The 21,764-nt window shown below is 71.2% G+C and carries 17 protein-coding genes, 1 pseudogene and 1 riboswitch; of the genes and pseudogenes, 9 read left to right on the plus strand and 9 right to left on the minus strand.

The genetic code is table 11. From position 1 onward, the window contains the following. Positions 1-6: 6 nt before the first annotated feature. Both K7G59_RS19910 and K7G59_RS19915 read left to right on the plus strand, forming a co-directional pair. Positions 7-1,620 carry a succinic semialdehyde dehydrogenase gene (locus K7G59_RS19910; RefSeq protein ID WP_225836066.1) on the plus strand — a complete coding sequence of 538 codons (1,614 nt, stop codon included), beginning with the start codon at positions 7-9 and terminating at the stop codon, positions 1,618-1,620. 55 nt (positions 1,621-1,675) lie between these two features. Further along, on the plus strand, positions 1,676-3,481 hold the full coding sequence (locus K7G59_RS19915; protein ID WP_225836068.1) for a GMC family oxidoreductase: 1,806 nt from the start codon (positions 1,676-1,678) through the stop codon (positions 3,479-3,481). 630 nt (positions 3,482-4,111) lie between these two features. Here K7G59_RS19915 and K7G59_RS19920 read toward each other — a convergent pair. Continuing rightward, positions 4,112-4,402: a chorismate mutase gene (locus K7G59_RS19920; RefSeq protein ID WP_225836070.1), complete on the minus strand. Its 291-nt coding sequence runs from the start codon at positions 4,400-4,402 to the stop codon at positions 4,112-4,114. A 288-nt stretch (positions 4,403-4,690) separates the two neighbouring features. Between K7G59_RS19920 and guaA the strand changes: the two genes are divergently transcribed. Next, complete coding sequence (gene guaA / locus K7G59_RS19925; protein WP_225836072.1) at positions 4,691-6,271, plus strand: glutamine-hydrolyzing GMP synthase; 1,581 nt, start codon at positions 4,691-4,693, stop codon at positions 6,269-6,271. A gap of 37 nt (positions 6,272-6,308) precedes the next feature. On the opposite strand, the pseudogene K7G59_RS19930 reads toward guaA, so the two are convergent. Then, positions 6,309-6,506: pseudogene (locus K7G59_RS19930) on the minus strand (pyridoxamine 5'-phosphate oxidase family protein); the annotation flags it as partial. Positions 6,507-6,741: 235 nt separating this feature from the next. On the opposite strand from K7G59_RS19930, the gene K7G59_RS19935 reads away from it, so the two are divergent. Both K7G59_RS19935 and K7G59_RS19940 read left to right on the plus strand, forming a co-directional pair. Further along, a complete protein-coding gene (locus K7G59_RS19935) occupies positions 6,742-8,022 on the plus strand; it encodes a hypothetical protein (protein ID WP_225836075.1) in 1,281 nt (426 codons plus the stop codon). A gap of 210 nt (positions 8,023-8,232) precedes the next feature. Further along, on the plus strand, positions 8,233-8,787 hold the full coding sequence (locus K7G59_RS19940) for a DoxX family protein (protein ID WP_225836078.1): 555 nt from the start codon (positions 8,233-8,235) through the stop codon (positions 8,785-8,787). On the opposite strand, the gene K7G59_RS19945 is transcribed toward K7G59_RS19940, so the two are convergent. Together K7G59_RS19945 and K7G59_RS19950 are read right to left on the minus strand one after the other, a co-directional pair. After that, on the minus strand, positions 8,784-8,984 hold the full coding sequence (locus K7G59_RS19945) for a hypothetical protein (protein ID WP_225836080.1): 201 nt from the start codon (positions 8,982-8,984) through the stop codon (positions 8,784-8,786). The two genes, K7G59_RS19940 and K7G59_RS19945, sit on opposite strands and share 4 nt — an antisense overlap. Further along, a complete protein-coding gene (locus K7G59_RS19950) occupies positions 8,971-10,521 on the minus strand; it encodes a PspC domain-containing protein (protein ID WP_225836081.1) in 1,551 nt (516 codons plus the stop codon). Before K7G59_RS19950 ends, K7G59_RS19945 begins: the two co-directional genes overlap by 14 nt. Before the next feature lie 199 nt (positions 10,522-10,720). Here K7G59_RS19950 and K7G59_RS19955 point away from each other — a divergent pair, with 199 nt between their 5' ends. Both K7G59_RS19955 and K7G59_RS19960 read left to right on the plus strand, forming a co-directional pair. Continuing rightward, complete coding sequence (locus tag K7G59_RS19955; protein WP_225836082.1) at positions 10,721-12,010, plus strand: ATP-binding protein; 1,290 nt, start codon at positions 10,721-10,723, stop codon at positions 12,008-12,010. After that, positions 12,007-12,723: a response regulator transcription factor gene (locus K7G59_RS19960; protein ID WP_225836083.1), complete on the plus strand. Its 717-nt coding sequence runs from the start codon at positions 12,007-12,009 to the stop codon at positions 12,721-12,723. The genes K7G59_RS19955 and K7G59_RS19960 overlap by 4 nt, the downstream gene beginning before the upstream one ends. A 251-nt stretch (positions 12,724-12,974) precedes the next feature. On the opposite strand, the gene K7G59_RS19965 is transcribed toward K7G59_RS19960, so the two are convergent. Continuing rightward, positions 12,975-14,039, minus strand: a complete 1,065-nt coding sequence (locus K7G59_RS19965) for a C40 family peptidase (RefSeq protein WP_225836084.1) — start codon at positions 14,037-14,039, stop codon at positions 12,975-12,977. Between the two features lie 358 nt (positions 14,040-14,397). On the opposite strand from K7G59_RS19965, the gene K7G59_RS19970 reads away from it, so the two are divergent. After that, on the plus strand, positions 14,398-14,751 hold the full coding sequence (locus tag K7G59_RS19970; RefSeq protein ID WP_225836085.1) for a hypothetical protein: 354 nt from the start codon (positions 14,398-14,400) through the stop codon (positions 14,749-14,751). A gap of 2 nt (positions 14,752-14,753) precedes the next feature. Here the strand turns inward: K7G59_RS19970 and K7G59_RS35075 are convergent, their stop codons facing one another. The 3 genes from K7G59_RS35075 to K7G59_RS19980 all read right to left on the minus strand — a co-directional run bounded on the left by K7G59_RS35075 (position 14,754) and on the right by K7G59_RS19980 (position 16,972). Then, positions 14,754-15,032: a hypothetical protein gene (locus tag K7G59_RS35075; RefSeq protein ID WP_308295061.1), complete on the minus strand. Its 279-nt coding sequence runs from the start codon at positions 15,030-15,032 to the stop codon at positions 14,754-14,756. Between the two features lie 130 nt (positions 15,033-15,162). Then, entirely contained in the window at positions 15,163-15,378 is a 216-nt protein-coding gene (locus K7G59_RS35080; protein WP_308295062.1) for a hypothetical protein, read from the minus strand. A gap of 409 nt (positions 15,379-15,787) precedes the next feature. After that, positions 15,788-16,972, minus strand: a complete 1,185-nt coding sequence (locus tag K7G59_RS19980) for a C40 family peptidase (protein ID WP_225836086.1) — start codon at positions 16,970-16,972, stop codon at positions 15,788-15,790. 7 nt (positions 16,973-16,979) lie between these two features. After that, positions 16,980-17,163: riboswitch (cyclic di-AMP (ydaO/yuaA leader) on the minus strand. A gap of 386 nt (positions 17,164-17,549) precedes the next feature. Here K7G59_RS19980 and pcrA point away from each other — a divergent pair. Further along, positions 17,550-20,045: a DNA helicase PcrA gene (gene pcrA / locus K7G59_RS19985; RefSeq protein WP_225836087.1), complete on the plus strand. Its 2,496-nt coding sequence runs from the start codon at positions 17,550-17,552 to the stop codon at positions 20,043-20,045. 46 nt (positions 20,046-20,091) lie between these two features. On the opposite strand, the gene K7G59_RS19990 is transcribed toward pcrA, so the two are convergent. Then, a complete protein-coding gene (locus K7G59_RS19990; protein ID WP_374114251.1) occupies positions 20,092-21,522 on the minus strand; it encodes a peptidoglycan DD-metalloendopeptidase family protein in 1,431 nt (476 codons plus the stop codon). Between the last annotated feature and the right edge of the window lie 242 nt (positions 21,523-21,764).

Raw genomic sequence — 21,764 nt, forward strand, 5'->3', positions numbered from 1 at the left:
CGCGTCATGACGGACTCGCAGGCCAAGGACAGCACCGGCACCAACCCGCTCGCGCCCACCCCCCAGGGCGCCCGCACCGCCGCCGACGTGGTCACCCCGGAACTGGTGGCGCAGCTCACGAAGGGGGTCGTCGGTTCCGGACGCACCGCCAATCACACGCCGTTCACCGGCGAGAAGCTGGCCGAGCTGCCCGAGTCCACCCCCGAGGACGTCCTTCGGGCGTTCGAGGCGGCCCGCACCGCGCAGGCCGTGTGGGAGAAGACGCCGGTACGACAGCGGGCCGCGGTGCTGCTGCGCTTCCACGACCTGCTGCTGGAGCGGCAGGCGGAGGTCCTCGACCTCGTCCAGCTGGAGACCGGCAAGGCCCGGCTGCACGCGCACGAGGAGGTGCAGGCCGTCGCCGTCGCCGCCCGCCACTACGGCCGCCGGGCCGCCGCCTACCTCCGGCCGAAGCGGCACACCGGTGCCATCCCGGCGCTGACGAAGGTCACCGAACTGCGCCACCCGCGTGGTGTGGTGGGTCAGATCGCCCCGTGGAACTACCCGCTGGAGCTGTCGGTCGGCGACGCGCTGCCCGCCTTCGTCTCCGGCAACGCGGTCGTGATGAAGCCGGACACGGAGACCTGTCTGACCGCTCTGTGGGCGCGCGACCTGCTCATCGAGGCCGGCCTGCCCGAAGGCGTCTTCCAGGTCGTCCTCGGCGAGGGACCGGTCGTCGGCCCGGAGGTCGTCAAGCACGCCGACTACGTCTCCTTCACCGGATCCACCCGCACCGGCCGCGAGGTCGCCACCGGCGCCGCCTCCCGCCTGGTCGGTGTGTCCCTCGAACTCGGCGGCAAGAACGCCATGCTGGTGCTCGACGACGCCGACATCGAGAAGGCCGCCGCCGGCGCGGTCCGCGCCTGCTTCTCCTCCGCCGGCCAACTCTGCATCTCCATCGAGCGGCTGTACGTCCACGAGTCCGTCGCCGACGCCTTCCTGGAGCGCTTCGCCGCCCGCACCCGGGCCATGCGACTGGGCAACTCCCTCGCCTACGGCGCCGACATGGGCTCGCTGGTCGGCGAACGCCAGCTGAAGAACGTCGAACGGCACGTGGAGGAGGCCGTCGCCAAGGGCGCGAAGGTGATCGCCGGCGGCGTGGCCCGCCCGGACGTCGGCCCGTACTTCTTCGAGCCGACCATCCTCGACGGTGTCGAGGACTCCATGGCCGTGTGCGAGGAGGAGACCTTCGGTCCGGTCGTCTCCGTCTACCGCTTCAAGAGCGACGACGAGGCGGTCGAGCGCGCCAACGCCACGCCGTACGGACTGAACGCGTCCGTGTGGACGACCAGCGCCCGCCGCGCCATGGACATCGCCTCCCGGCTGCGCACCGGCACGGTCAACGTCAACGAGGGCTACGCCCCCGCCTACGGCAGCGTCCAGTCCCCGATGGGCGGCATGAAGGACTCCGGTCTGGGCCGCCGCCACGGCTCCGAGGGCATCCTCAAGTACACCGAGGCGCAGACGGTGGCCCGGCAGCGGTTGCTGCCGATGGCCCCTTCGCTGGGCATGGACGACGAGAAGTACGCCCAGTTCATGAGCCGCAGTCTTCGGCTCATGAAGGCGTTCCGGTTCCGCTAGCCAACCCCGTTCGCACGTCTGGGCAAGTCCCGACGAGTCTCGACAAGGAGCGCACGTGTCGCAGGAGAAGTCTGTCCAGGCCGGGGACGAGGACGGGTACGACTACGACGTCATCGTGGTCGGATCGGGGTTCGGCGGCTCGGTGTCCGCCCTCCGGCTCACCGAGAAGGGATACCGGGTCGGTGTCCTCGAAGCCGGGCGCCGCTTCACCCGCGAGTCCCTCCCGAAGAACTCGTGGGACCTGAAGAACTACCTCTGGGCGCCGAGACTCGGCATGTACGGCATCCAGCGCATCCATCTGCTGGGCAACGTCATGGTGCTGGCAGGCGCGGGAGTGGGCGGCGGCTCGCTCAACTACGCCAACACCCTCTACGTACCGCCGAAGCCGTTCTTCGAGGACCCGCAGTGGCGGGACATCACCGACTGGCAGGAGGAGCTGAAGCCGTACTACGACCAGGCTCAGCGCATGCTCGGCGTCCGGCTCAACCCCACCATGACCCCCTCCGACGTGCACCTGAAGGCGGCGGCACAGCGGATGGGCTTCGGCGACACCTTCCACATGGCGCCGGTCGGCGTGTTCTTCGGGGACGGCGAGGACGCCGACGGGAAGACGAAGGCCAGGCCGGGCGGGGAGGTCCCCGACCCGTACTTCGGCGGGGCGGGGCCCGCGCGCAGGGCGTGCACCGAGTGCGGCGAGTGCATGACCGGCTGCCGGCACGGCGCGAAGAACACCCTCAACGAGAACTACCTGTACCTCGCCGAGAAGGCGGGCGCGGTGGTCCACCCGATGACCACGGTCGTCTCCGTCACGGACGACTCGCGGGGCGGGTACGCGGTGGCGACCCTGCCGACGCACCAGAAGAAGAAGGGCAAGGGGCGGATCTTCACCGCGCGCAGGGTCGTCCTGGCGGCCGGCACCTACGGCACGCAGACGCTGCTGCACCGCATGAAGGCCGGCGGTCAGCTGCCGTACCTCTCCGTCCGGCTCGGCGACCTGACCCGCACCAACTCCGAGGCGCTGGTGGGCGCGCAGACCGACAACCGGCGCTACCGCAAGGCGCACGGCACACCGAAGGTCGACTTCACGCAGGGCGTGGCCATCACCTCCTCCGTGCACCCGGACGAGAACACCCACATCGAGCCGGTCCGTTACGGCAAGGGATCCAACTCGATGGGCGGTCTGACCGTCCTGCAGGTGCCGTACGCCGAGGGCTCCTCCCGGGCCCTGGGGTTCCTGGCGAACGCGGTCCGGCACCCGTTGCTGGTCCTGCGCTCCCTGTCCAACCGGCGCTGGTCGGAGCGGACCATCATCGGCCTGCTCATGCAGTCGCTGGACAACTCGCTGACGACGTACCTGAAACCCGGCGGAGTCGGCAAGGGCCTGCTGACCGCCCGGCAGGGCCACGGCGCCCCGAACCCCACGCAGATCAAGGCGGCCACCGAGGCCGCCTCCGCGATCGCCGCCGAGATCAACGGCTTCGCGGGCAGCAACGTCGGCGAACTGATGGGCACGCCGCTCACCGCGCACTTCCTGGGCGGCTGTCCCATCGGCGACTCCGCGGAGCACGGGGTGATCGACCCTTACCACCGCCTCTACGGTCACCCGGGCATCTCGGTGGTGGACGGCGCGGCGGTCTCGGCGAACCTGGGCGTGAACCCGTCGCTGACGATCACCGCCCAGGCCGAGCGGGCCATGGCGTACTGGCCGAACAAGGGCGAGGCGGACCCGCGTCCGGCGCCCGGAGCGGCGTACGAGCGGCTCAAGCCGGTGGAGCCGCGCAACCCGGCGGTCCCGCCGGAGGCGTTCGGCGCGCTGCGGCTGCCGTTCCTGGGGATGCCGGCGGTACCGCCCAAGCAGTGAGCGCACATGACGGAGGGACCTGCATCCCCCTCCGAACGCAGGTCCCTCGCTTGTTCCGGTTCTTGCCGTCGTAGCGTCTGCTCGATCCGGTAGCAGGTTTGATCAACGGAGGAGCCAAAGGGTTGTGCGTCCGCACGGGAATGTCGTGTGGCGTGAGTCACATGAGTGTGGAGGGGTGTGGGGGCGCGGCGAAGGGCCCCGCGCAAGTGAGGCCGCGGGGCCCTTCTTCCGTCAGCAGCGGCGTCAGAGCAGCGCCGGTGCCCGGGTGCGGCGCCGGGGTCTGCGCCGCTTGCTCTGTGTGCTCCGGATGTGCCCTGGGGGAGTGCCTGGCACTGTGTATGTGTGCGGTTTTCCGGCGGTCGGCCCCGGGCGTCCCCGGAGCCGACCGTTCTCTTGGGTGACCGGGCTGCTGTCCCCTGCCGTCCGGTCACTTCCCTGGAGCGAGGTCCCACGGCGCACGCACCATCCGTACGCCTCATCGCCCCAGTGAGCCACGCGTGGTTCTGTCGGGCCCGCCCCTGGCTGGCACGGACATCCCGCTCAACGAAGCGGTCCACGGACCGGTCACGCGCCGTACGGGTGAGAAGGCGTCCGAACACGGATACGGCATGCGGGTGCGAGATACGACACTCAGATGCGGCCCCGGCACAGCTCCAGCAGCGTCATCGCGAGCGCCGTACCCGGCTTGCCCAGGGCTTCCCGGTAGCGGCCGAGGATCTCCATCTCACGGGAGAGGTGCACGCGCCGCCCGCCCGCGGCGATGCGGGTCTGCTGGACGACGGTGGAGACGGCCATCCGCTCCTGGATGAGGCCGATGATCCGGTCGTCCAGCGCGTCGATGCGTGCCCGGGCGTCGGCGATCGTGCGGTCCGTGGGGGTGGCGGTCGGCTGTTCCGCGGAGGCGGTGGTCGCGGTGCTCATGTCGGGGCTCCTCGTGAAGGTGGATGCCCTGGAACGGCACGACCCGGAGAAACGACAGGCGCCCCGGGCCTTGTCGGCCCGGGGCGCCTGGGAAGTCGCTTGGCGGTTGGCTCAAGCAGCACGACCATGGCAGCCGGCGGGCCGGATGCCATAGGTAAAGACGAAGGTCGAGTGCTTGCGCATGCGGCCAGTATGCCACGGCACCGTTTCCCCGTCGGCCGGGTCACCCGCGCCCACCCCGTTAGAATCGAAAGCACCGACCCCCGCCCGACCACCAGAAGGCACCCCGTGTCATCAGCGACTCCCACTGCCGCCACCCCCGACACCGTCCTGGTCGTCGACTTCGGCGCGCAGTACGCCCAGCTCATCGCCCGTCGCGTCCGCGAGGCGCGGGTCTACAGCGAGATCGTGCCGAGCACCATGCCGGTCGCGGAGATGCTCGCCAAGAACCCCGCGGCGATCATCCTCTCCGGCGGCCCCTCGTCCGTGTACGAGGAGGGCGCCCCCCGCCTCGACCGCGCGATCTTCGAGGCCGGCGTCCCCGTGTTCGGTATGTGCTACGGCTTCCAGCTGATGGCGCAGGTTCTCGGCGGCACCGTGGACAACACCGGCGCCCGTGAGTACGGCCGTACCGACCTTCACGTCTCCAGGACCTCCTCCACCCTCTTCGAGGGCACCCCGGGCGAGCAGCACGTGTGGATGTCGCACGGCGACGCCTGCTCCGCCGCCCCCGAGGGCTTCACGGTGACGGCGTCCACGGACCTCGTACCGGTCGCCGCCTTCGAGAACGACGAGAAGCAGCTCTACGGCGTCCAGTACCACCCCGAGGTCATGCACTCCACGCACGGCCAGCAGGTGCTCGAGCACTTCCTGTACCGCGGCGCGGGCCTGAAGCCGACCTGGACGACCGGCAACGTGATCGAGGAGCAGGTCGAGGCCATCCGCGCGCAGGTCGGCGACAAGCGCGCGATCTGCGGTCTGTCCGGCGGCGTGGACTCCGCCGTCGCCGCCGCCCTCGTCGCGCGGGCCATCGGCGACCAGCTGACCTGCGTGTACGTCGACCACGGCCTGATGCGCAAGGGCGAGACCGAGCAGGTCGAGAAGGACTTCGTGGCCGCGACCGGCGTCAAGCTGGTCGTCGTGGACGCCGAGGAGCGCTTCCTGAGCGCGCTCAAGGACGTCACCGACCCCGAGGAGAAGCGGAAGATCATCGGCCGCGAGTTCATCCGCGTCTTCGAGCAGGCGCAGGCGGACATCATCGCCGACGAGGGTCCGGCCGTGGAGTTCCTGGTCCAGGGCACCCTGTACCCGGACGTGGTCGAGTCCGGCGGCGGTACCGGCACGGCGAACATCAAGTCGCACCACAACGTCGGCGGCCTGCCCGAGGACCTCGAGTTCAAGCTGGTCGAGCCGCTGCGGAAGCTGTTCAAGGACGAGGTCCGGATGGTCGGCCAGGAGCTGGGCCTGCCGGAGGAGATCGTCCAGCGCCAGCCCTTCCCGGGCCCTGGCCTCGGCATCCGCATCGTCGGCGAGGTGACGAAGGAGCGCCTGGATCTGCTCCGCGAGGCCGACGCCATCGCCCGCGAGGAGCTGACCGCGGCCGGCCTGGACCGCGAGATCTGGCAGTGCCCGGTGGTCCTGCTCGCGGACGTCCGCTCCGTCGGCGTCCAGGGCGACGGCCGCACCTACGGCCACCCGATCGTGCTGCGCCCGGTGTCCTCCGAGGACGCCATGACCGCCGACTGGTCGCGGCTGCCGTACGAGGTCCTGGCTCGCATCTCGACCCGCATCACCAACGAGGTCCGGGACGTCAACCGGGTCGTCCTCGACGTGACCTCGAAGCCGCCGGGCACCATCGAGTGGGAGTAGTCCCCGCTGGGGGAGTGGTCCCGCTCCGCTGTGAAGGTCATGCCCGTTTGAGAGTGCGCACCGGCTCTCCGGGCTTCCAGACCTGGACGACCGGGTACGTGGCGTCCTCGGCGTAGGTCCGCACGACCTCCGTCAGCTCGGTGCGGAAGAGGTGGAACGGCTGCGGCGGTTCCACCTCTTCGGCGTACGCGGTCCTGGCCGCGCCGCCCCCGGTCCCGTACGCCCGGCCGCTGATCCAGCTCAGCCGTGACCTGGTGGCCCGGATCCACCACCAGCCGCCGCGGCAGGACATCAGCCGCGGCGAACCGGCCCCGCTCGGTCGACGCCTGGGCGACCGGGCCGAGCCGGGTCAACACGGCGCCCCCCACTTCACCCGAACCGACTCGGACGGGTGAACCCCAGGGGGCTGACATAGGGCACAATTCGCTGACGTCAAAGGGGAGTTGTCGAGGGGAAGGCGGGCGGCGGGCGTGGCGGTGCAGGAGGCGCGAGAGGGCACGGGTGCCGGTGGGATCCATGAGGGTGACTGCACCTGCGAGCACGGCCCGCACCAGGCCCGCGAGAGGCACCGGCGGGCTGTGGCCGCCTTTCTGCGCCGGCGTGACGAGTTCGCGGCCGGGCAGGGCCTTCCCGCGGCCGTCGCGCACTCGGCCTCGGCCTCCCGGCAGTGGGTTTCCGAGGAACTGACGCAGCGGGCGGAGGCCCTTGCGGCACGAGCCCGGGCGGAGGGCGAGGCATGGCTCGCACGGCTGTGGCTGCGCACGGTGTGGGTGGTGTGGGGCGCGGTCGTCGTCCTGCTGCTCACCGAGGCGCTCACCGCGATCGGCGCGGGCTGGACCAGCGCCCGCACCGCCGCACTGCTCGCCGCGCTCGTCGCCGCCGGCGCACTGACCGCGGCCTCCTGGTTCCACCGGGCACGCGGTGGTGCGCTGGCACCGGTCGTCGGCGAGGACAACCGCCTGTCCACCTCCCTTACTGTCGCCGCCTGTTGGGTGCTGTTCGTCGGCTACGCGATCCTGCTGCTCGCCGGCCGCCTGGCCGCCGCCTCCGGCCACGCCGAACGCGACACGCTGATCTCCGGGCTCGGCCTCGCGCACGGGGCGGGCGTCGTGACCGTCCTCGCCGTGGTGTGCGTCCTCGCCGTGCTGGTCCGCCGGGTGGTGGGCCTGCGCATCCTCGGGCAGCGGCTGCAGAAGCTTCCGGCACACCGGCCGCGCGCCGCCGACCTGCTGACCGACGACGCCGGCCGGGGCGCCTTCACCGACATCCAGTACGTCGCCGTCAGTGCCGTGGCCCTCCTGTTCGCCGCCGTACGGCTGGCCCGGCGCCCGGACCGGCTGCCCGACCTCCCCTGGGGCCTCGCGGTCGTCGTACTGATCTCCGCCGCGACCTACCTGGCCGGCAAGTACACCGAGGGCGGCCGTCCACTGATCCTCTCCGTCGTCCGTGCCCGCGAACCAGGCGACCTCGACGGGCCGATCCGCACCGGCGACGACATCGAGATCCGCGGCACCGGATTCCTCCCGCCCGGTGCCCAGAGCGCCGACCGTCTCTCCCGCATGGTCGTCCGTATCGGCCAGGTAGACGTCCACGTCCCGCTCGTCCCCGTCACCGGCGGCTTCAGCAACCCCACCGACAGCGTCCTGACCGTGCCCGTACCGGCCGACGTCGAGCCCGGCTCGGTGGAGGTCCAGGTGGTGACCGCCGCCGGGGTGGCCAGCAACCGGTGCGTCGTCCAGGTGATGGAGTGAACGGACCGCCCGACCTCCACGGAAGGCAATCGGCCTCCGCGCGGGGGCTTTCCGCGGAGTCGCCGACGGGAGCCAGGGAGAGGATGGGTGAGGATTGAACGGACCGCGCTCGCCGTACGTACCTACGTACCGGCGGGTGACGCGCCCGCCGTACGTACTACGTGTCGGCGGGTGAGGTCCCGTACGACAGGCGAGAGGCGGCCGACAGCGATGACTCACGGCATGCGGACGGACACGAACCCGCCCCCTCTGCGCGGTGCCCGCGACTGGCGGGATGCCGCCGCCCGCCACGCCCTCCTTCCCCTCCGCGTCTTCCTCGGCATCACCTTCGTCTATGCCGGCCTGGACAAACTCACCAACAGCGCCTTCATGAAGTCCGGCGGCGCCGGCTCCATCGGCGAGACGATGCGCTCGGCCCGTGACTCCGCCGCCATACCGGCCCTGGTCGACCTGGCCCTGAAGAGCCCGGTCGGCTTCGGACACGCCATCGCCCTCGGTGAGTTGGCCGTCGGCATCGGCACCCTGCTCGGCGTCCTCGGCCGCCTCGCCGCGCTCGGCGGCGCGCTGATCTCGCTGAGCCTGTGGCTGACCGTGAGCTGGTCCACCAGCCCCTACTACTACGGCAACGACCTCGCCTACCTGATGGCCTGGCTGCCCCTCGTCCTCGCCGGCGCGCCCTCTCTCTCCGTGGACGCGGTCTGGCGCGCCCGGCGCCGGCAACGGGCGGGCGGCCACCGCCAGCCGCCCCCGGCCCCGTCCGCCTAGGCGCCGCGCCGTCTGCGTATGCCCCGGGCCACGGCCGCCGTGATGCCGGCCACCCAGAGGCCGCCCACGACCAACGGGACGGCCACGGCCCACGGGGCCTCCCACAGTCCACCCGCGTCTCCTGCGAAGACGGCCGCGGTGGCGGTGAGAGCGAGCCCGGCGACCAGCTTCCCGGGCTGGAACTCATGACGCAGCACGGCTCACCTCCACTCGCCCCAGACCGACCTCGAGGTCGACGTCCAGGATGCCCGCACGCTTGCCGCCCTTGACCGGCGACAGTGTCACCGTCCTGTGCCGACCCGGCTGCACGTCCACGTCCTTTCTGCTCTGGCCCGGCAACCGGACGTCGCCCAGCCCCACGTCGATGCTCATCCGGACGGTCGCGTCCGCCGGCACGATCAGCCTCAGCCGCCCCGCGCCCACCCGGGCGTCCGTGGTGAGCCGTTGCCCCTTGGTCAGGTGCAGACCGGCCAGGTCCAGGGTGCCGTCGCCGGTGCCCAGCCTGTACGCGGGCCGCACGTCCGCCGCCGTCGCGGGCTTCCAGGACGTGTGTCTCCAGTGCGTGGTGATGTCCTTGGGCAGGGCTGCCGACCCGGCGAGCAGCACCGCCGTGACGATCGCGAGGAACATCGACCCCGCGCCCGTACGCCCCAGGAACGAGCTGACGGTGATGCCCAGACCGAAGACCGCGAGGGCGCAGGCCAGGCCCATCTGCAGGCTGGTGCCGAGCGGGTGCGTGTCCCAGGTCAGCCCGGTGCCCAGGCCGCCCGCCACCAGGGCCAGGAGGAACACCCAGCCGCCGATCCAGCGCGGGCCGCGTGGTCTCGGGGGCGCCGTGCCCGGCGGCCGTACCGACCCGTGGTGGGTCCAGGGGATCGGGATGCCGATATCGAGGGCCGAGGCGATGTCCCGGTCGTGGGTGTCGTCGGGCCCCCACAGATAGCCGGTGCCGCCGACATGCGTGCCGTCCTTGACGATGGGCTCCCGCCACCACGAGGGGTAGGTGAACACCGGCGGTGCCTGCGCCTCCGGCGGAGCATCGGCGGCGGCCTGCGCGGCGATGGGGCTTCCCTTGCTCGAGCGCACGCTCGCAGAAGGATCGGTGTCGGCGGCGCCGCGCCGCCGGGACCAGTACCCGGCACCGGCCAGCAGCAGGGAGAGCACGACGGCGAAGGTCAGCACGCCGCCGTTGTTCAGCATCGTCAGCAGCACCCCGCAGCCGACCAGGGCGAACAGCACGGCGGCCAGCGCCTGGCCGTCGACCCGGGCCGTCAGCAGTTTGCGGACCTCGTTCTCCTCCTCGTCCTCGTACGGCACGAGGAGCCAGGCGAACCCGTAGAAGATGAGGCCGAGGCCGCCGGTCGCGGACAGCACGGCCAGGGTGATCCGGAAGATCACCGGGTCCATGTCGGTCTGCCGCCCGAGTCCCGCGCACACCCCAGCGATGATCTTGTGCCGGCGGTCGCGCCGGAACGGGCGCAGGATCTCAGCGGCGTCCCCCTGTTCCCGGGCGCGCTCCCGTGCCTGCCTGCTGTCGCCGGTGCCGGTGCCGGTGCCGGTGCCGGTGCCGGTGCCGGTGTCCGTGTCGGTTCCGGTGTCGGTGTGGGTGCTCGTGCCTGCCGCTCCTGTCTTCCCCGTCGCGGCGGGCCCGGCATCCGTCGGTCCGGTGCCCGGTGCCGGGCGCGGGCCGGTGCCGGGTCCCGGACCCGTCGCGGCGTGCTCGTGATCCGTCATGCGTCCATGGTGACGGCCCGCCCGTCGCGGCGGCAGTCGGAACGACCCTGGGCCAACCCTGAAATCGGCCCTGAGACGGAACGGGGAAGCGTTCGACGAGCGACGACCCGCTGGGCGGCACGGTCCCCGAAAGAAGATCAGGGGAGTCTTAGGGCAGACCCTGATGCCCGGCGTCGTCGGCCATGTGACCATCGATGGCATGCCGGAAGCCGCAGCACTGCCACTCGACGACCCGCGGCCACCGCGCAAGCTCTACCGCAGCAGCGACGGACGCTGGTTGGGGGGAGTGGCGCGGGGCCTCGCCGGGCATCTCGGGCTGCCCGTGATCTGGGTACGGCTCGCCTTCGTCGGCATGTTCATGGCCCACGGCTTCGGCGCGCTGCTGTACGCGGCGTTCTGGTTCTTCGTACCCCTGGGCGTGGGCGGTGTCGGCGCCGAGAAGCACTCGCTGGTCGGCACCGAGACCGCGCCGGACGGCCGCCGGAAGCTCGTGGCCCGCAAGCCGGACAAGGGACAGCTCGTCGCGCTGCTCCTCATGGTCATCGTGTCCGTGGTCTTCGTGAGCAGCGTCAACCTGGGTGGCGCCGCCAAGGTGTACCTGCTGCCCGCCGTCCTTGTCGCGGCCGGTGTCGCCCTGGTCTGGCGTCAGGCGGACAACGCCCGCCGGGCCCGCTGGGTCGAGGTCGGCCGCAGACGCCGCACGCTCACGCTGCTGCGCGCGGGCGTAGGCGTGCTGCTCGTCACGGCGGGCGTCTGCGCCATCGTCTGGCTGCAGGGGTCGGCCGCCCACTTCGGCGCGGTCCTCCAGGCCGCGCTCGCCGTCCTCGTCGGCATCACGCTCCTCGCCGGCCCCTATCTCGTCCGCATGACGCAGGACCTGTCCGAGGAACGCCTGATGCGCATCCGCGCCCAGGAGCGCGCCGAGGTCGCCGCGCACGTTCACGACTCGGTGCTGCACACCCTCACCCTGATCCAGCGCAACGCCGACAACGCGAACGAGGTCCGCCGCCTGGCCCGAGCCCAGGAGCGCGACCTGCGCACCTGGCTGTACAAGCCCGAGGGCACCGGCAAGGACGAGGCCGACGAGCCGGACACGGTCGCCGAGGCGGTCAGGCGCAACGCCGCCGAGGTCGAGGACAAGCACGGTGTGCCGATCGAGGTCGTCGTGGTCGGCGACTGCCCGTTGGACGAGAGGACCGGCGCGCAGATGCAGGCCGCGCGCGAGGCGATGGTGAACGCCGCCAAGTACGGTGGCGAGGGCGGTGCCGTACAGGTCTACGCCGAGGTCGAGGGCAAGACGGTCTTCGTGTCCGTGCGCGACCGCGGGCCGGGCTTCGACCTCGACTCGATACCCGCCGACCGTATGGGTGTCAGAGAATCGATCATCGGCCGTATGGAGCGCAACGGCGGCACGGCACGGCTGCGGTCGGTGCCGGGCGGCGGCACGGAGGTCGAGCTGGAGATGGAGAGGGCGGAGAAGACATCATGAGTGAGGCGACCGAGGCGAACGGCACGAACGGCGCGGCGGGGGAGACGGCCGGCCGGCACGTGCAGGTGGTGCTCGTGGACGACCACCGCATGTTCCGCGCCGGGGTCCAGGCCGAGATCGGCCGGACCGCCGAGACCGGCGTCGAGGTGGTCGGCGAGGCCGGTGACGTGGACCAGGCGGTCACGGTCATCACCGCCACGCGGCCCGAGGTGGTCCTCCTCGACGTCCATCTGCCGGGCGGCGGCGGGGTCGAGGTGCTGCGCCGGTGCGTGGCGCTGATGGCGGACACCGAGCGGCCCGTGCGCTTCCTCGCGCTGTCCGTGTCGGACGCCGCGGAGGACGTGATCGGCGTGATCCGCGGCGGTGCCCGCGGCTACGTCACCAAGACCATCACCGGCGCCGACCTGATCGACTCCATCTTCCGCGTCCAGGAGGGCGATGCCGTCTTCTCCCCGCGGCTCGCCGGCTTCGTCCTGGACGCCTTCGCCTCCACCGACGCCCCGCCGGTCGACGAGGACCTGGACCGGCTCACCCAGCGCGAACGCGAGGTGCTGCGCCTGATCGCCCGGGGCTATGCCTACAAGGAGATCGCCAAGCAGCTGTTCATCTCGGTGAAGACCGTCGAGTCCCATGTCTCGGCGGTCCTCCGCAAGCTGCAGCTGTCCAACCGCCACGAACTGACCCGCTGGGCGACAGCGCGCCGGCTGGTCTGACCCGGCCCGACCTGCCCGGCCGACCGAACGGTCCGACTGAGACGACCCGACAACGACCCGACTGAACCAACCCGATTGAAACGACCGGTCCGAACGACCGGTCCGAACGACCGGTCCGAACGACCGGTCCGAACGACCGGTCCGAACGACCGGTCCGAACGACCGGTCCGAACGACCGGTCCGAACGACCGGTCCGAACGGCCCGGCTGAACGGCCCGACCGAACGGCCCGACCCTTGAAGGGCCAAGGCTTCACGCCACCCGCGTCGCCCCCGCGAACGGCATCAGGTCGATCGGGGCCAGCCGGACCGGGGCCGACGGGTTCGGGGCGTGGATCATCTGGCCGCCGCCCACATAGATGCCGACGTGGCTGACGCCGGAGTAGAAGAACACCAGGTCGCCGGGTTGGAGTTGAGAGCGGGAGACGCGTCGGCCGGCGTTGATCTGTGCGTACGTGGTGCGCGGCAGCGAGACGCCGGCGGAGCGGTACGCGGCCTGGACCAGGCCCGAGCAGTCGAAGGCGTTCGGTCCGGTCGCGCCCCACACGTAGGGGCTGCCGAGCTTGGCGTAGGCGTACGCGACGGCCGCCGCCGCACGCGAGCCGGGGGCCGCGACGGACCCCGCCCGTACCGGCGCCTGCCGGGCGCCCGGGGCCGGCCGTGAGGCGTGCCCGGTGGTGGCGTCGCCGCCGGTGATCTGCGCACGCTCACGCGGGGTGAGCAGCGCCAGCAGCCGCCGGGCCTCGTCCAGCTTGCCGGTGATGGTCTTCTTGTGGCGTTTCAGTTCCGTCTGCCGGGAGCGGAGCGACTTCAGCTCGATCCTCGCTGCGCCGCGCAGCTGCTCGATCTCCCGGAGCTGCGCACGTACCCGGGAGACGGCGGCGGCCTGCCGGTGGCCGGCCCGCTCCGCGAACACGGCCCCGTCCAGATACCGGTCCGGGTCGCTGGACAGCGCCAGCTGCCAGGCGGGGTCGATGCCGCCCTCCCGGTACTGGGCCGCCGCGAGCGAACCGAGTCTGCCGCGGGCCGTGTTGAGCCTCTGCTGTTTGCGGGCGGTCTCGTCGCGCAGCGCGTTCAGCCGCCGCTGGGCCGTGTCCGCCTTCTCCTTGGCGCCGTCGTATTTCTCGGTGGCGGCCTCCGCCTCCTCGTACAACGTGTCCACCCGGGCCTTCACCTGCCCGGGGGTCAGTTGCGGTGCGGCGTGTCCCGTTCCGTCGAAGCCCGTCGCGGTGGCCGCGCCCGCCATGGCGAGAGTCGCGGCCGTGCGGGCCGTACTGCCACTGAGCGAGCGCTGACGGGGCTTGCGGTGCGCTGCCACCTGGAACCGTCACGTCCTTTCGTGCGACTTGTGCGGCCGAGGAGCGATCGGCGCTTCCGGTGACGGCCCGCACAGGGGAAGCGGGCCGCCCGGACCTTTCTCGGCGGTGGGCAGGACGCTAGGCCGGATGGTGACGGGTTGGTAACGCAGTATGCGGAACTGGCTTCGATGAGCCGGGATGTGACCGCGCCTGACCGTTGCGGGATCACAGGTGCCCGGCGGATGCCCGAAAGACGCTCAGGGGATGTCTCGTTGACATCTTGCCGATACCCGCCGATCTCCGCTCACTTGGTGACTCAAGCGATGGTCTTGGGGCGGCGGTGACAGGAGGTGTGTGCCCTGATTAGGCTCCGGATCCATGGACGTACTCATCCATCTCTTCGTCGGCATCCACGTCATCGCCATCGCCGCGCTGCTGGGCGGATTCATCATCCAGATCAAGTCCATAGGCCAGGGCACGCTGCGGTTCGTGCCCGGAATGCTGCACGGCGCGCTGACGATGCTGGGCACCGGCATTGTCCTGGTCAGCCTCCACCGCGCCGACGACGATCCCGTCAACAACGCCAAGATCGGCTTGAAGCTCGCTCTGCTGGTCGTGATCCTCGGGCTGATCTACGTGAAGCGCAACGAGGAGAAGGTGGACAAGGGCATCTTCGGGCTGGTCGGCCTGCTGACCATGGCCAACATCTTCATCGCGGTCCTGTGGACCTGACCTCAGCGCCCTGACCTGACAGCGGCGCGAGCCGTGAGCGCCGCGCCGGCGGCGACCGCGAGCCAGGCCGCGACCGCCACCCCTACCAACCCCCGCCCCGGCCCCTTCAGCCACGGAACGTCCACCACGGCGGCGACGGACAACGTCGCCGCCGCTGTCATTCCCACCGGGAACACGGTCGACCACCGCCGCACGCCGTAGCCCCCGCGCGGCCGGACCACCTCGGCCGCCAGCAGCACGAGGCACCAGGCCAGATCCAGCACGAGCAGGGCGACCGTCACCCTGCGCAGCGTCCCCCGGTCGTCGTCGTTCCACAGGCCAACCGGGCACTCCCGGCGAAGCGCAGTTTCGCCCCGGCCGGCGCCGAGGTGGCGAGCGCCCCGCCCGCCACCCAGTGGTCCCCGGCCCCGTTCAGCACTGCCGCGGCTCGAAACGTCCCAGGGCGAAGCCGTAGAGCGCCAGGCCCGCGAAGAACAGCACCAGTGCGGTGTGCGCGAGCCACGCCGTCGACTCGGCCGCGGCCGGCGTGGCCCCCAGCACGGCAAGACCCTGTGTGGCCACGCAACACAGGAACACCGATCCCGGCATGCGCCGCTTCCAGCGTCGTACGGCGAGAAGGAGGAGCACGGGCCAGAGCAGCGCCCGCCAGCGCCGGCAGCGCCTCGGCGAGGGGCTGTCGGCCGAGCGCGGAGAGGCGGGCGCCCAGTACCGCCGTCGCGGCCACGGCGGTCAGTGCGTCCGGGGTGCCCGCCTCGGCCACCCGTCGCTCGCGCTGCCCCGCCGGCCGTACGGCGAGCGAACTCCGCGCCCAGCGCCAGCCAGGCGACGCAGGCCAGCGCCAGGAAGACCTGGACAGCCCCTCGTCGCCCTCAGGCGCAGCCCACCGAGACGATCCCGGTCGCCATCACCGCGGCACCGGCAGCGGGCGAACGCCGCGCTGACCGGGCGCGCAGCGAGGCAAAACTGAACTTGTAGGACCTGTAGGAGCCATGGGGCATTCAGGACATGTCGTCGCTGCTGGAAAAGCCCGACGGCCCTACGCCGGCCGCACCACGCTGTGGATGATCGACGCGCCCCCGTAGTAGACCGACTCCTCACGGACGTACGCGCCGGGTTTGGGCGCGTGGATCATCATGCCGTTGCCTATGTAGAGGCCGACGTGGCTGATGTCGTCGTAGAAGAAGATCAGGTCGCCGGGGCGGGCGTCCGCGAGGGAGACCGTGGTGCCCACCTTGACCTGGTCCCAGGTCGTGCGCGGGAGGCTGACGCCGGCGGCTTTCCAGGAGGCCTGCGTGAGGCCGGAGCAGTCGTAGGAGTCGGGCCCCGTGGCGCCCCACACGTACGGCTTGCCGATCTGCGCGCGGGCGAAGGCGATCGCCTCGGCGGCCTTGGTGTCGTACGAGTCGGAGGTGCCGGAGCCCCCGGAAGAACCGGACGTGCCCGAGGAGCCGGACGACGACGAGGAAGACGGGGAGGGGGACGGGGACGAAGACGGGGAGGTGTCCTGCCGGGCCGCCTGCTGCTTGGCCAGCTCGGCCGCCTTGCGTGCCGCCTCCTCCTGCTTCTGCTTCTCGATCGCCGCCAGCCGTGCCTTCTCCTCGGCGGTCAGATCGGACAGCAGCTTGCGTGCGCCGGCGAGCTTCTTCTGAACGGTGGTCTTGGCGGTCTTCAGGTCGTTCTGCGTCCTGGTGAGCGCCTGGAGGCTCGCCGCGGCCTCCCGCCGCTTCTTCATGGTCGCCGACTGCTCGGTGACGTAGTCGTCGACCGCGCTCTTCTGGCGCGAGGTCAGCCGGTGCATCAGCTGGCTCTGGTCGAAGTAGTCCTGCGGACTGTCCGCGAGCAGAAAGGTGGCCGTGTCCGGCACGGTGGTGCCCGTCCGGTACTGGGCGGCGGCGATGGAGCCCAGTTCCTCACGCGCCTTGTTGAGCCGTTCCGTGCGGCGCGCGACGTCGTCCCGGAGGGATTCGACGCGCCCGCGCTCCTTGCCGGCACGTTCCTTGGCGGCGTTGTACTTCTCGGTCGCCGACTCCGCCTGCCGGTAGAGATCGTCGACCTTCTTCTCCACCTCCTCCAGGGTCGGCTTCCCCTTGTCGGCCGCGGGCGCGGCGTCGGCCGTCTGGGAGAAGACGGCCATGGAGGTGAGCGCGGCGGTGGCGAGGACGGGGGCGCGGAGGCCTGCGGTACGGGGCCCGACGGGACGCGGCTTACGGTGCGACGCCAAGGGAGGCGACTCCTTCCATATGCCGCCTACCGGGTTAGCTGTCGGGTTCGGGCGGTGCGTCGGAAGGGTTGCCCTACGGTCTCGTCCCGGCGGGAGGTGGTCCCGGTGGGAGTCGGCCGATTCACCCCAAGGTCGGTGGGTCCCCGGCTCCGGACGCCACCAGGGCGCGCCGGACTCGGCGGAGGCCGCGCGGTCCGGCGAGGTTCGCCGGAAGGGGTCGTTCGGCCCGCACGCACGCTAGCCAACTCCTGGGACCCCTGTGAAGGTTGGTGTCAGGTATGTCCGATACATTTTCGTGACCTGGGGGCGGATGTTCGGCTGGGTCATCGGGTGCCTCCGTTGCGTGAGCGGCGGACGGGTCCGTGTGAGCGGTGGACGGGTTCGTGTGAGCGGCGGCCAGGCCCGCGTGAGGGGGCGGTCCGGGTCGGCTGAGGCGCGGTCCGGATGGGGTGGCGGGCGGTCCGGGCGGATGGCGGGCGGTCCAGGGCGAGTGATGGCGGTCCGGGTCGGGTGAGGGCAGGCCGGGTTTACGGGGCGGCGGACGGTTGTCGGTCCGGCGCCCTAGACTCGGAGAGCGATGAGCAGCCTCTTTGACGACAGCTTCCTGGCGGACCTCCAGCCCCCTCGCGGGCACGAGGAGGAGCCCCCGCCGCCGCCCGAGGACGATCACCTTCCGGAGTCGCTTCCGGACGATCTGTTCGGCGGGAAGTTCGACGTGCCGCCGGACCGGGACGCCTACTACCGCGACGGCGCCCCACGCCCCGCGATCGACACGGCGACCCTGCTCCAGGGGCTGAACGAGAACCAGCGTGCCGCGGTCGTGCACGCCGGCTCCCCGCTGCTCATCGTCGCCGGCGCCGGCTCCGGCAAGACGCGCGTGCTCACCCACCGCATCGCCCACCTGCTCGCCGAGCGGAACGTGCACCCGGGTCAGATCCTCGCGATCACCTTCACCAACAAGGCCGCGGGCGAGATGAAGGAGCGCGTCGAGCAGCTCGTCGGCCCACGCGCGAACGCGATGTGGGTCATGACCTTCCACAGCGCGTGTGTGCGCATCCTGCGCCGGGAGAGCAAGAAGCTCGGTTTCACGTCCTCTTTCTCGATCTACGACGCCGCCGACAGCAAGCGCCTGATGGCCCTGGTCTGCCGCGACCTGGACCTGGACCCCAAGCGCTTCCCGCCCAAGTCCTTCAGCGCCAAGATCAGCAACCTGAAGAACGAGCTGATCGACGAGGAGGACTTCGCCGCGCAGGCCGCCGACGGCTTCGAGAAGACCCTCGCCCAGGCCTATGCGCTGTACCAGTCGCGGCTGCGTGAGGCGAACGCGCTCGACTTCGACGACCTGATCATGACGACGGTCAACCTGCTGCGCGCCTTCCCGGACGTCGCCGAGCACTACCGCCGCCGCTTCCGGCACGTCCTGGTGGACGAGTACCAGGACACCAACCACGCCCAGTACGCCCTCGTACGCGAACTCGTCGGGACGTCCGAGCACCCCGTCGACGAGCATCCCGTCGACGCACCGCCCGGCGCGTACGACCTCCCGCCCGCCGAACTGTGCGTGGTCGGTGACGCGGACCAGTCGATCTACGCCTTCCGTGGCGCGACCATCCGCAACATCCTCCAGTTCGAGGAGGACTACCCGAACGCGACGACCATCCTGCTGGAGCAGAACTACCGCTCCACGCAGACCATCCTGTCCGCCGCCAACGCCGTCATCGAGCGCAACGAGTCCCGGCGCCCGAAGAACCTGTGGACCAACGCCGGCCAGGGCGCGCAGATCACCGGCTACGTCGCCGACACCGAGCACGACGAGGCCCAGTTCGTCGCCGACGAGATAGACCGCCTCACGGACGCGGGCGAGGCGCGCGTGGGCGACGTCGCCGTCTTCTACCGCACCAACGCCCAGTCCCGTGTCTTCGAAGAGGTCTTCATCCGCGTCGGCCTGCCCTACAAGGTCGTCGGTGGCGTCCGCTTCTACGAGCGCAAGGAGGTCCGGGACGTCCTGGCCTACCTGCGCGTCCTCGCCAACCCCGAGGACTCGGTGCCGCTGCGCCGCATCCTCAACGTCCCCAAGCGGGGCATCGGCGAGCGCGCCGAGGCGATGGTCGACGCCCTCGCCCAGCGCGAGAGGATCAGCTTCCCGCAGGCGCTGAAGCGGGTGGACGAGGCGTACGGCATGGCGGCGCGCTCCACCAACGCGGTCAGGCGGTTCAACACGCTGATGGAGGACCTGCGCACGATCGTGGAGTCCGGCGCGGGCCCGGCGACCGTCCTGGAGGCGGTGCTCGAACGCACCGGCTACCTGGCCGAGTTGCAGGCCTCCACCGACCCGCAGGACGAGACGCGCATCGAAAACCTCCAGGAACTCGCGGCCGTGGCCCTGGAGTTCGAGCAGGAGCGCGCGGAGGGCGAGCAGGCCACACTGGCAGACTTCCTGGAGCAGGTCGCCCTGGTCGCCGACTCCGACCAGATCCCCGACGAGGAGGACGGCGACGGCGTCATCACCCTGATGACCCTGCACACCGCCAAGGGCCTCGAGTTCCCGGTCGTGTTCCTGACCGGCATGGAGGACGGCGTCTTCCCGCACATGCGCGCCCTCGGCCAGACCAAGGAGCTGGAGGAGGAGCGGCGCCTGGCGTACGTCGGCATCACGCGCGCGCGGGAGCGGCTGTATCTGACCCGCTCGGCCCTGCGCAGCGCCTGGGGTCAGCCCTCGTACAACCCGCCCTCCCGCTTCCTGGAGGAGATCCCGGCCGCCCATATGGAGTGGAAGCGGACGGGAGCCGCCGCGCCGGTGTCCTCCGGGCCTGTTTCCGGGATCGCGGCCTCGCTCTCCTCGTCCCGCTCCCGCTCGTCGGCCGCGGGCGCGTCCGGGTTCGCCACGCGGCGGGCCACCGACAAGCCGGTGGTGTCCCTGGCTGTCGGCGACCGGGTCACACACGACCAGTTCGGACTCGGCACGGTTGTCGCGGTGACCGGCGCGGGTGACAACGCCCAGGCGACGATCGACTTCGGGGACGGCAAGCCGAAGCGGCTGGTGCTGCGGTACGCGCCGGTGGAGAAGCTGTAGACGACGTGAGCCCCGCCGTTCCGGCGGGGCTCACGTCTCAGCGGGTTCAGGTCGGGTCCAGCCCGTGGCTGCGCAGCCACGGCAGTGGGTCTATGGCCGCCCCGCCCGCCGGGCGTACCTCGAAGTGCAGGTGCGGGCCGGTGGAGTTGCCTGAATTGCCCGAGAAGGCGATCGGGTCGCCGGCCTTGACGCTCGTACCGGGGGCGACGCGGTAGCTGGACAGGTGGCAGTACCAGGTCTGCGTGCCGTCCTTCGCCGTCACGATCATCATGTTGCCGTAGGCGCTGTTCCATTTCGTGGAGACGACGCCGTCGGTCGCGGACATCACCGTGGTGCCGTACGACACGGGGAAGTCGATGCCCGTGTGTACCGACATCCAGTTCACGCCGGCCTGGCCGAAGTAGGCGCTGAGCCCGTGCTGCAGGACCGGCAGCGCGAACTTGGGGCGCAGTCGCTCCTTGAGCGCGGCCTCCGCGGCTGCCTTCTTCCTCTCCAGCTCCTGCTGGGTCTTGAGGTCGATGCGCTCCTGCGTACGGCTCGCCCGGTCCGCGAAGTCGTCGGCCCCGGCGGAGAGGCTCTTGAGCTGGGTGTCCAGCTTGCTGTTGGCGACCGACGGCCGCACCGCGTGCGCGTCCGAGGCGGAGGCGGTGGTGTCCTTGCCGTCGTCGGTCAGGCCGCCGACGGACGCGGCGGCGATCCCGGCGACCCCCATGACACAGACCGAGGGGACGGCGACGGTCAGAAGCGCGGATCGCTTGGCGGGCGTACGGCGGCGGGACCGCGCCGCGCCCCGGGAGCCCGCGCGGCTCGCCGGAGCCGGGCTGACCTCCTCCTGCTCGTCCAGCAGACCGGTCACGGCGGGCATCTCACCGGTCGAGGCCGACTCGCCGTCTTCGGCAGGGTCGTCCTCGTACGCCGTGTCCTCGTACGCCGTGTCCTCGTACGCCGCGTCTTCGTGCGGCGCCTGCTCGAACGCGGTGGTGACCTGCTCGAACGTGGTGGTGGCCTGCTGGTCGAACGGTTCGGCGGGCTGCTCGTGGTGAACCGCCTCGGCCTGGCCGCCGGCGTTCCACTGGGTCGCGTCGTACGCGCCGGTGTCGAAGGTCTGGGTGTCCCACTGCCACTGCTGGGTGGCGTCGGGCTGCAGCCAGGCGCTCGCGTCCCACTGCCCGCTGATGTCGTTCCCCGTGGCCTGCGCCGGGATCGTCCATGCGGTGCTGTCGTGGACGCCGGAGTCGTAGGCCGCGTGGTGGTGGGCCGCGTACGGGTCGTGGATCAGGGTCCGGCCGGTGTCGGTCTGCCACTGCGAGGCGTCGTAGGCGCCGGTGGAGTGCCCGTCGCCCGGGAGGCTGCCGAAGAGCGGATCCGTGTCGAAGGCTGTGGTGGTTCTGGAACCGGTGGCAAAACCAGTGGCGTCGTAGCCACCGTACGTGGTGAGGTCGCCGTAGATGGTCCCCGACGGGTGACGGTCGTTCACCAACTTCTCTCTCGCCTCGACAACAGGGGCTGCCAGAGCAGTGCGGTGACTGTACCCGCCGGTACCTGGGCGCGACAATCTTCGGCTGGTTCCGCGTTGGACGGAAACGGGCATTCGGCCGTGTTTCGGGGGAGCACGGACCGGAGCTTGGCTTTGTGTTCGATTGATGTTCGGTGAGGGGTGACGGTCGGTCACCCTTTCTTCACCAGTGCGCCGCTTCCGTGGAGCTTTTCGGGAGGCGC

This window comes from Streptomyces sp. NK08204, assembly GCF_020400585.1.
Classification (GTDB): Bacteria; Actinomycetota; Actinomycetes; order Streptomycetales; family Streptomycetaceae; genus Streptomyces.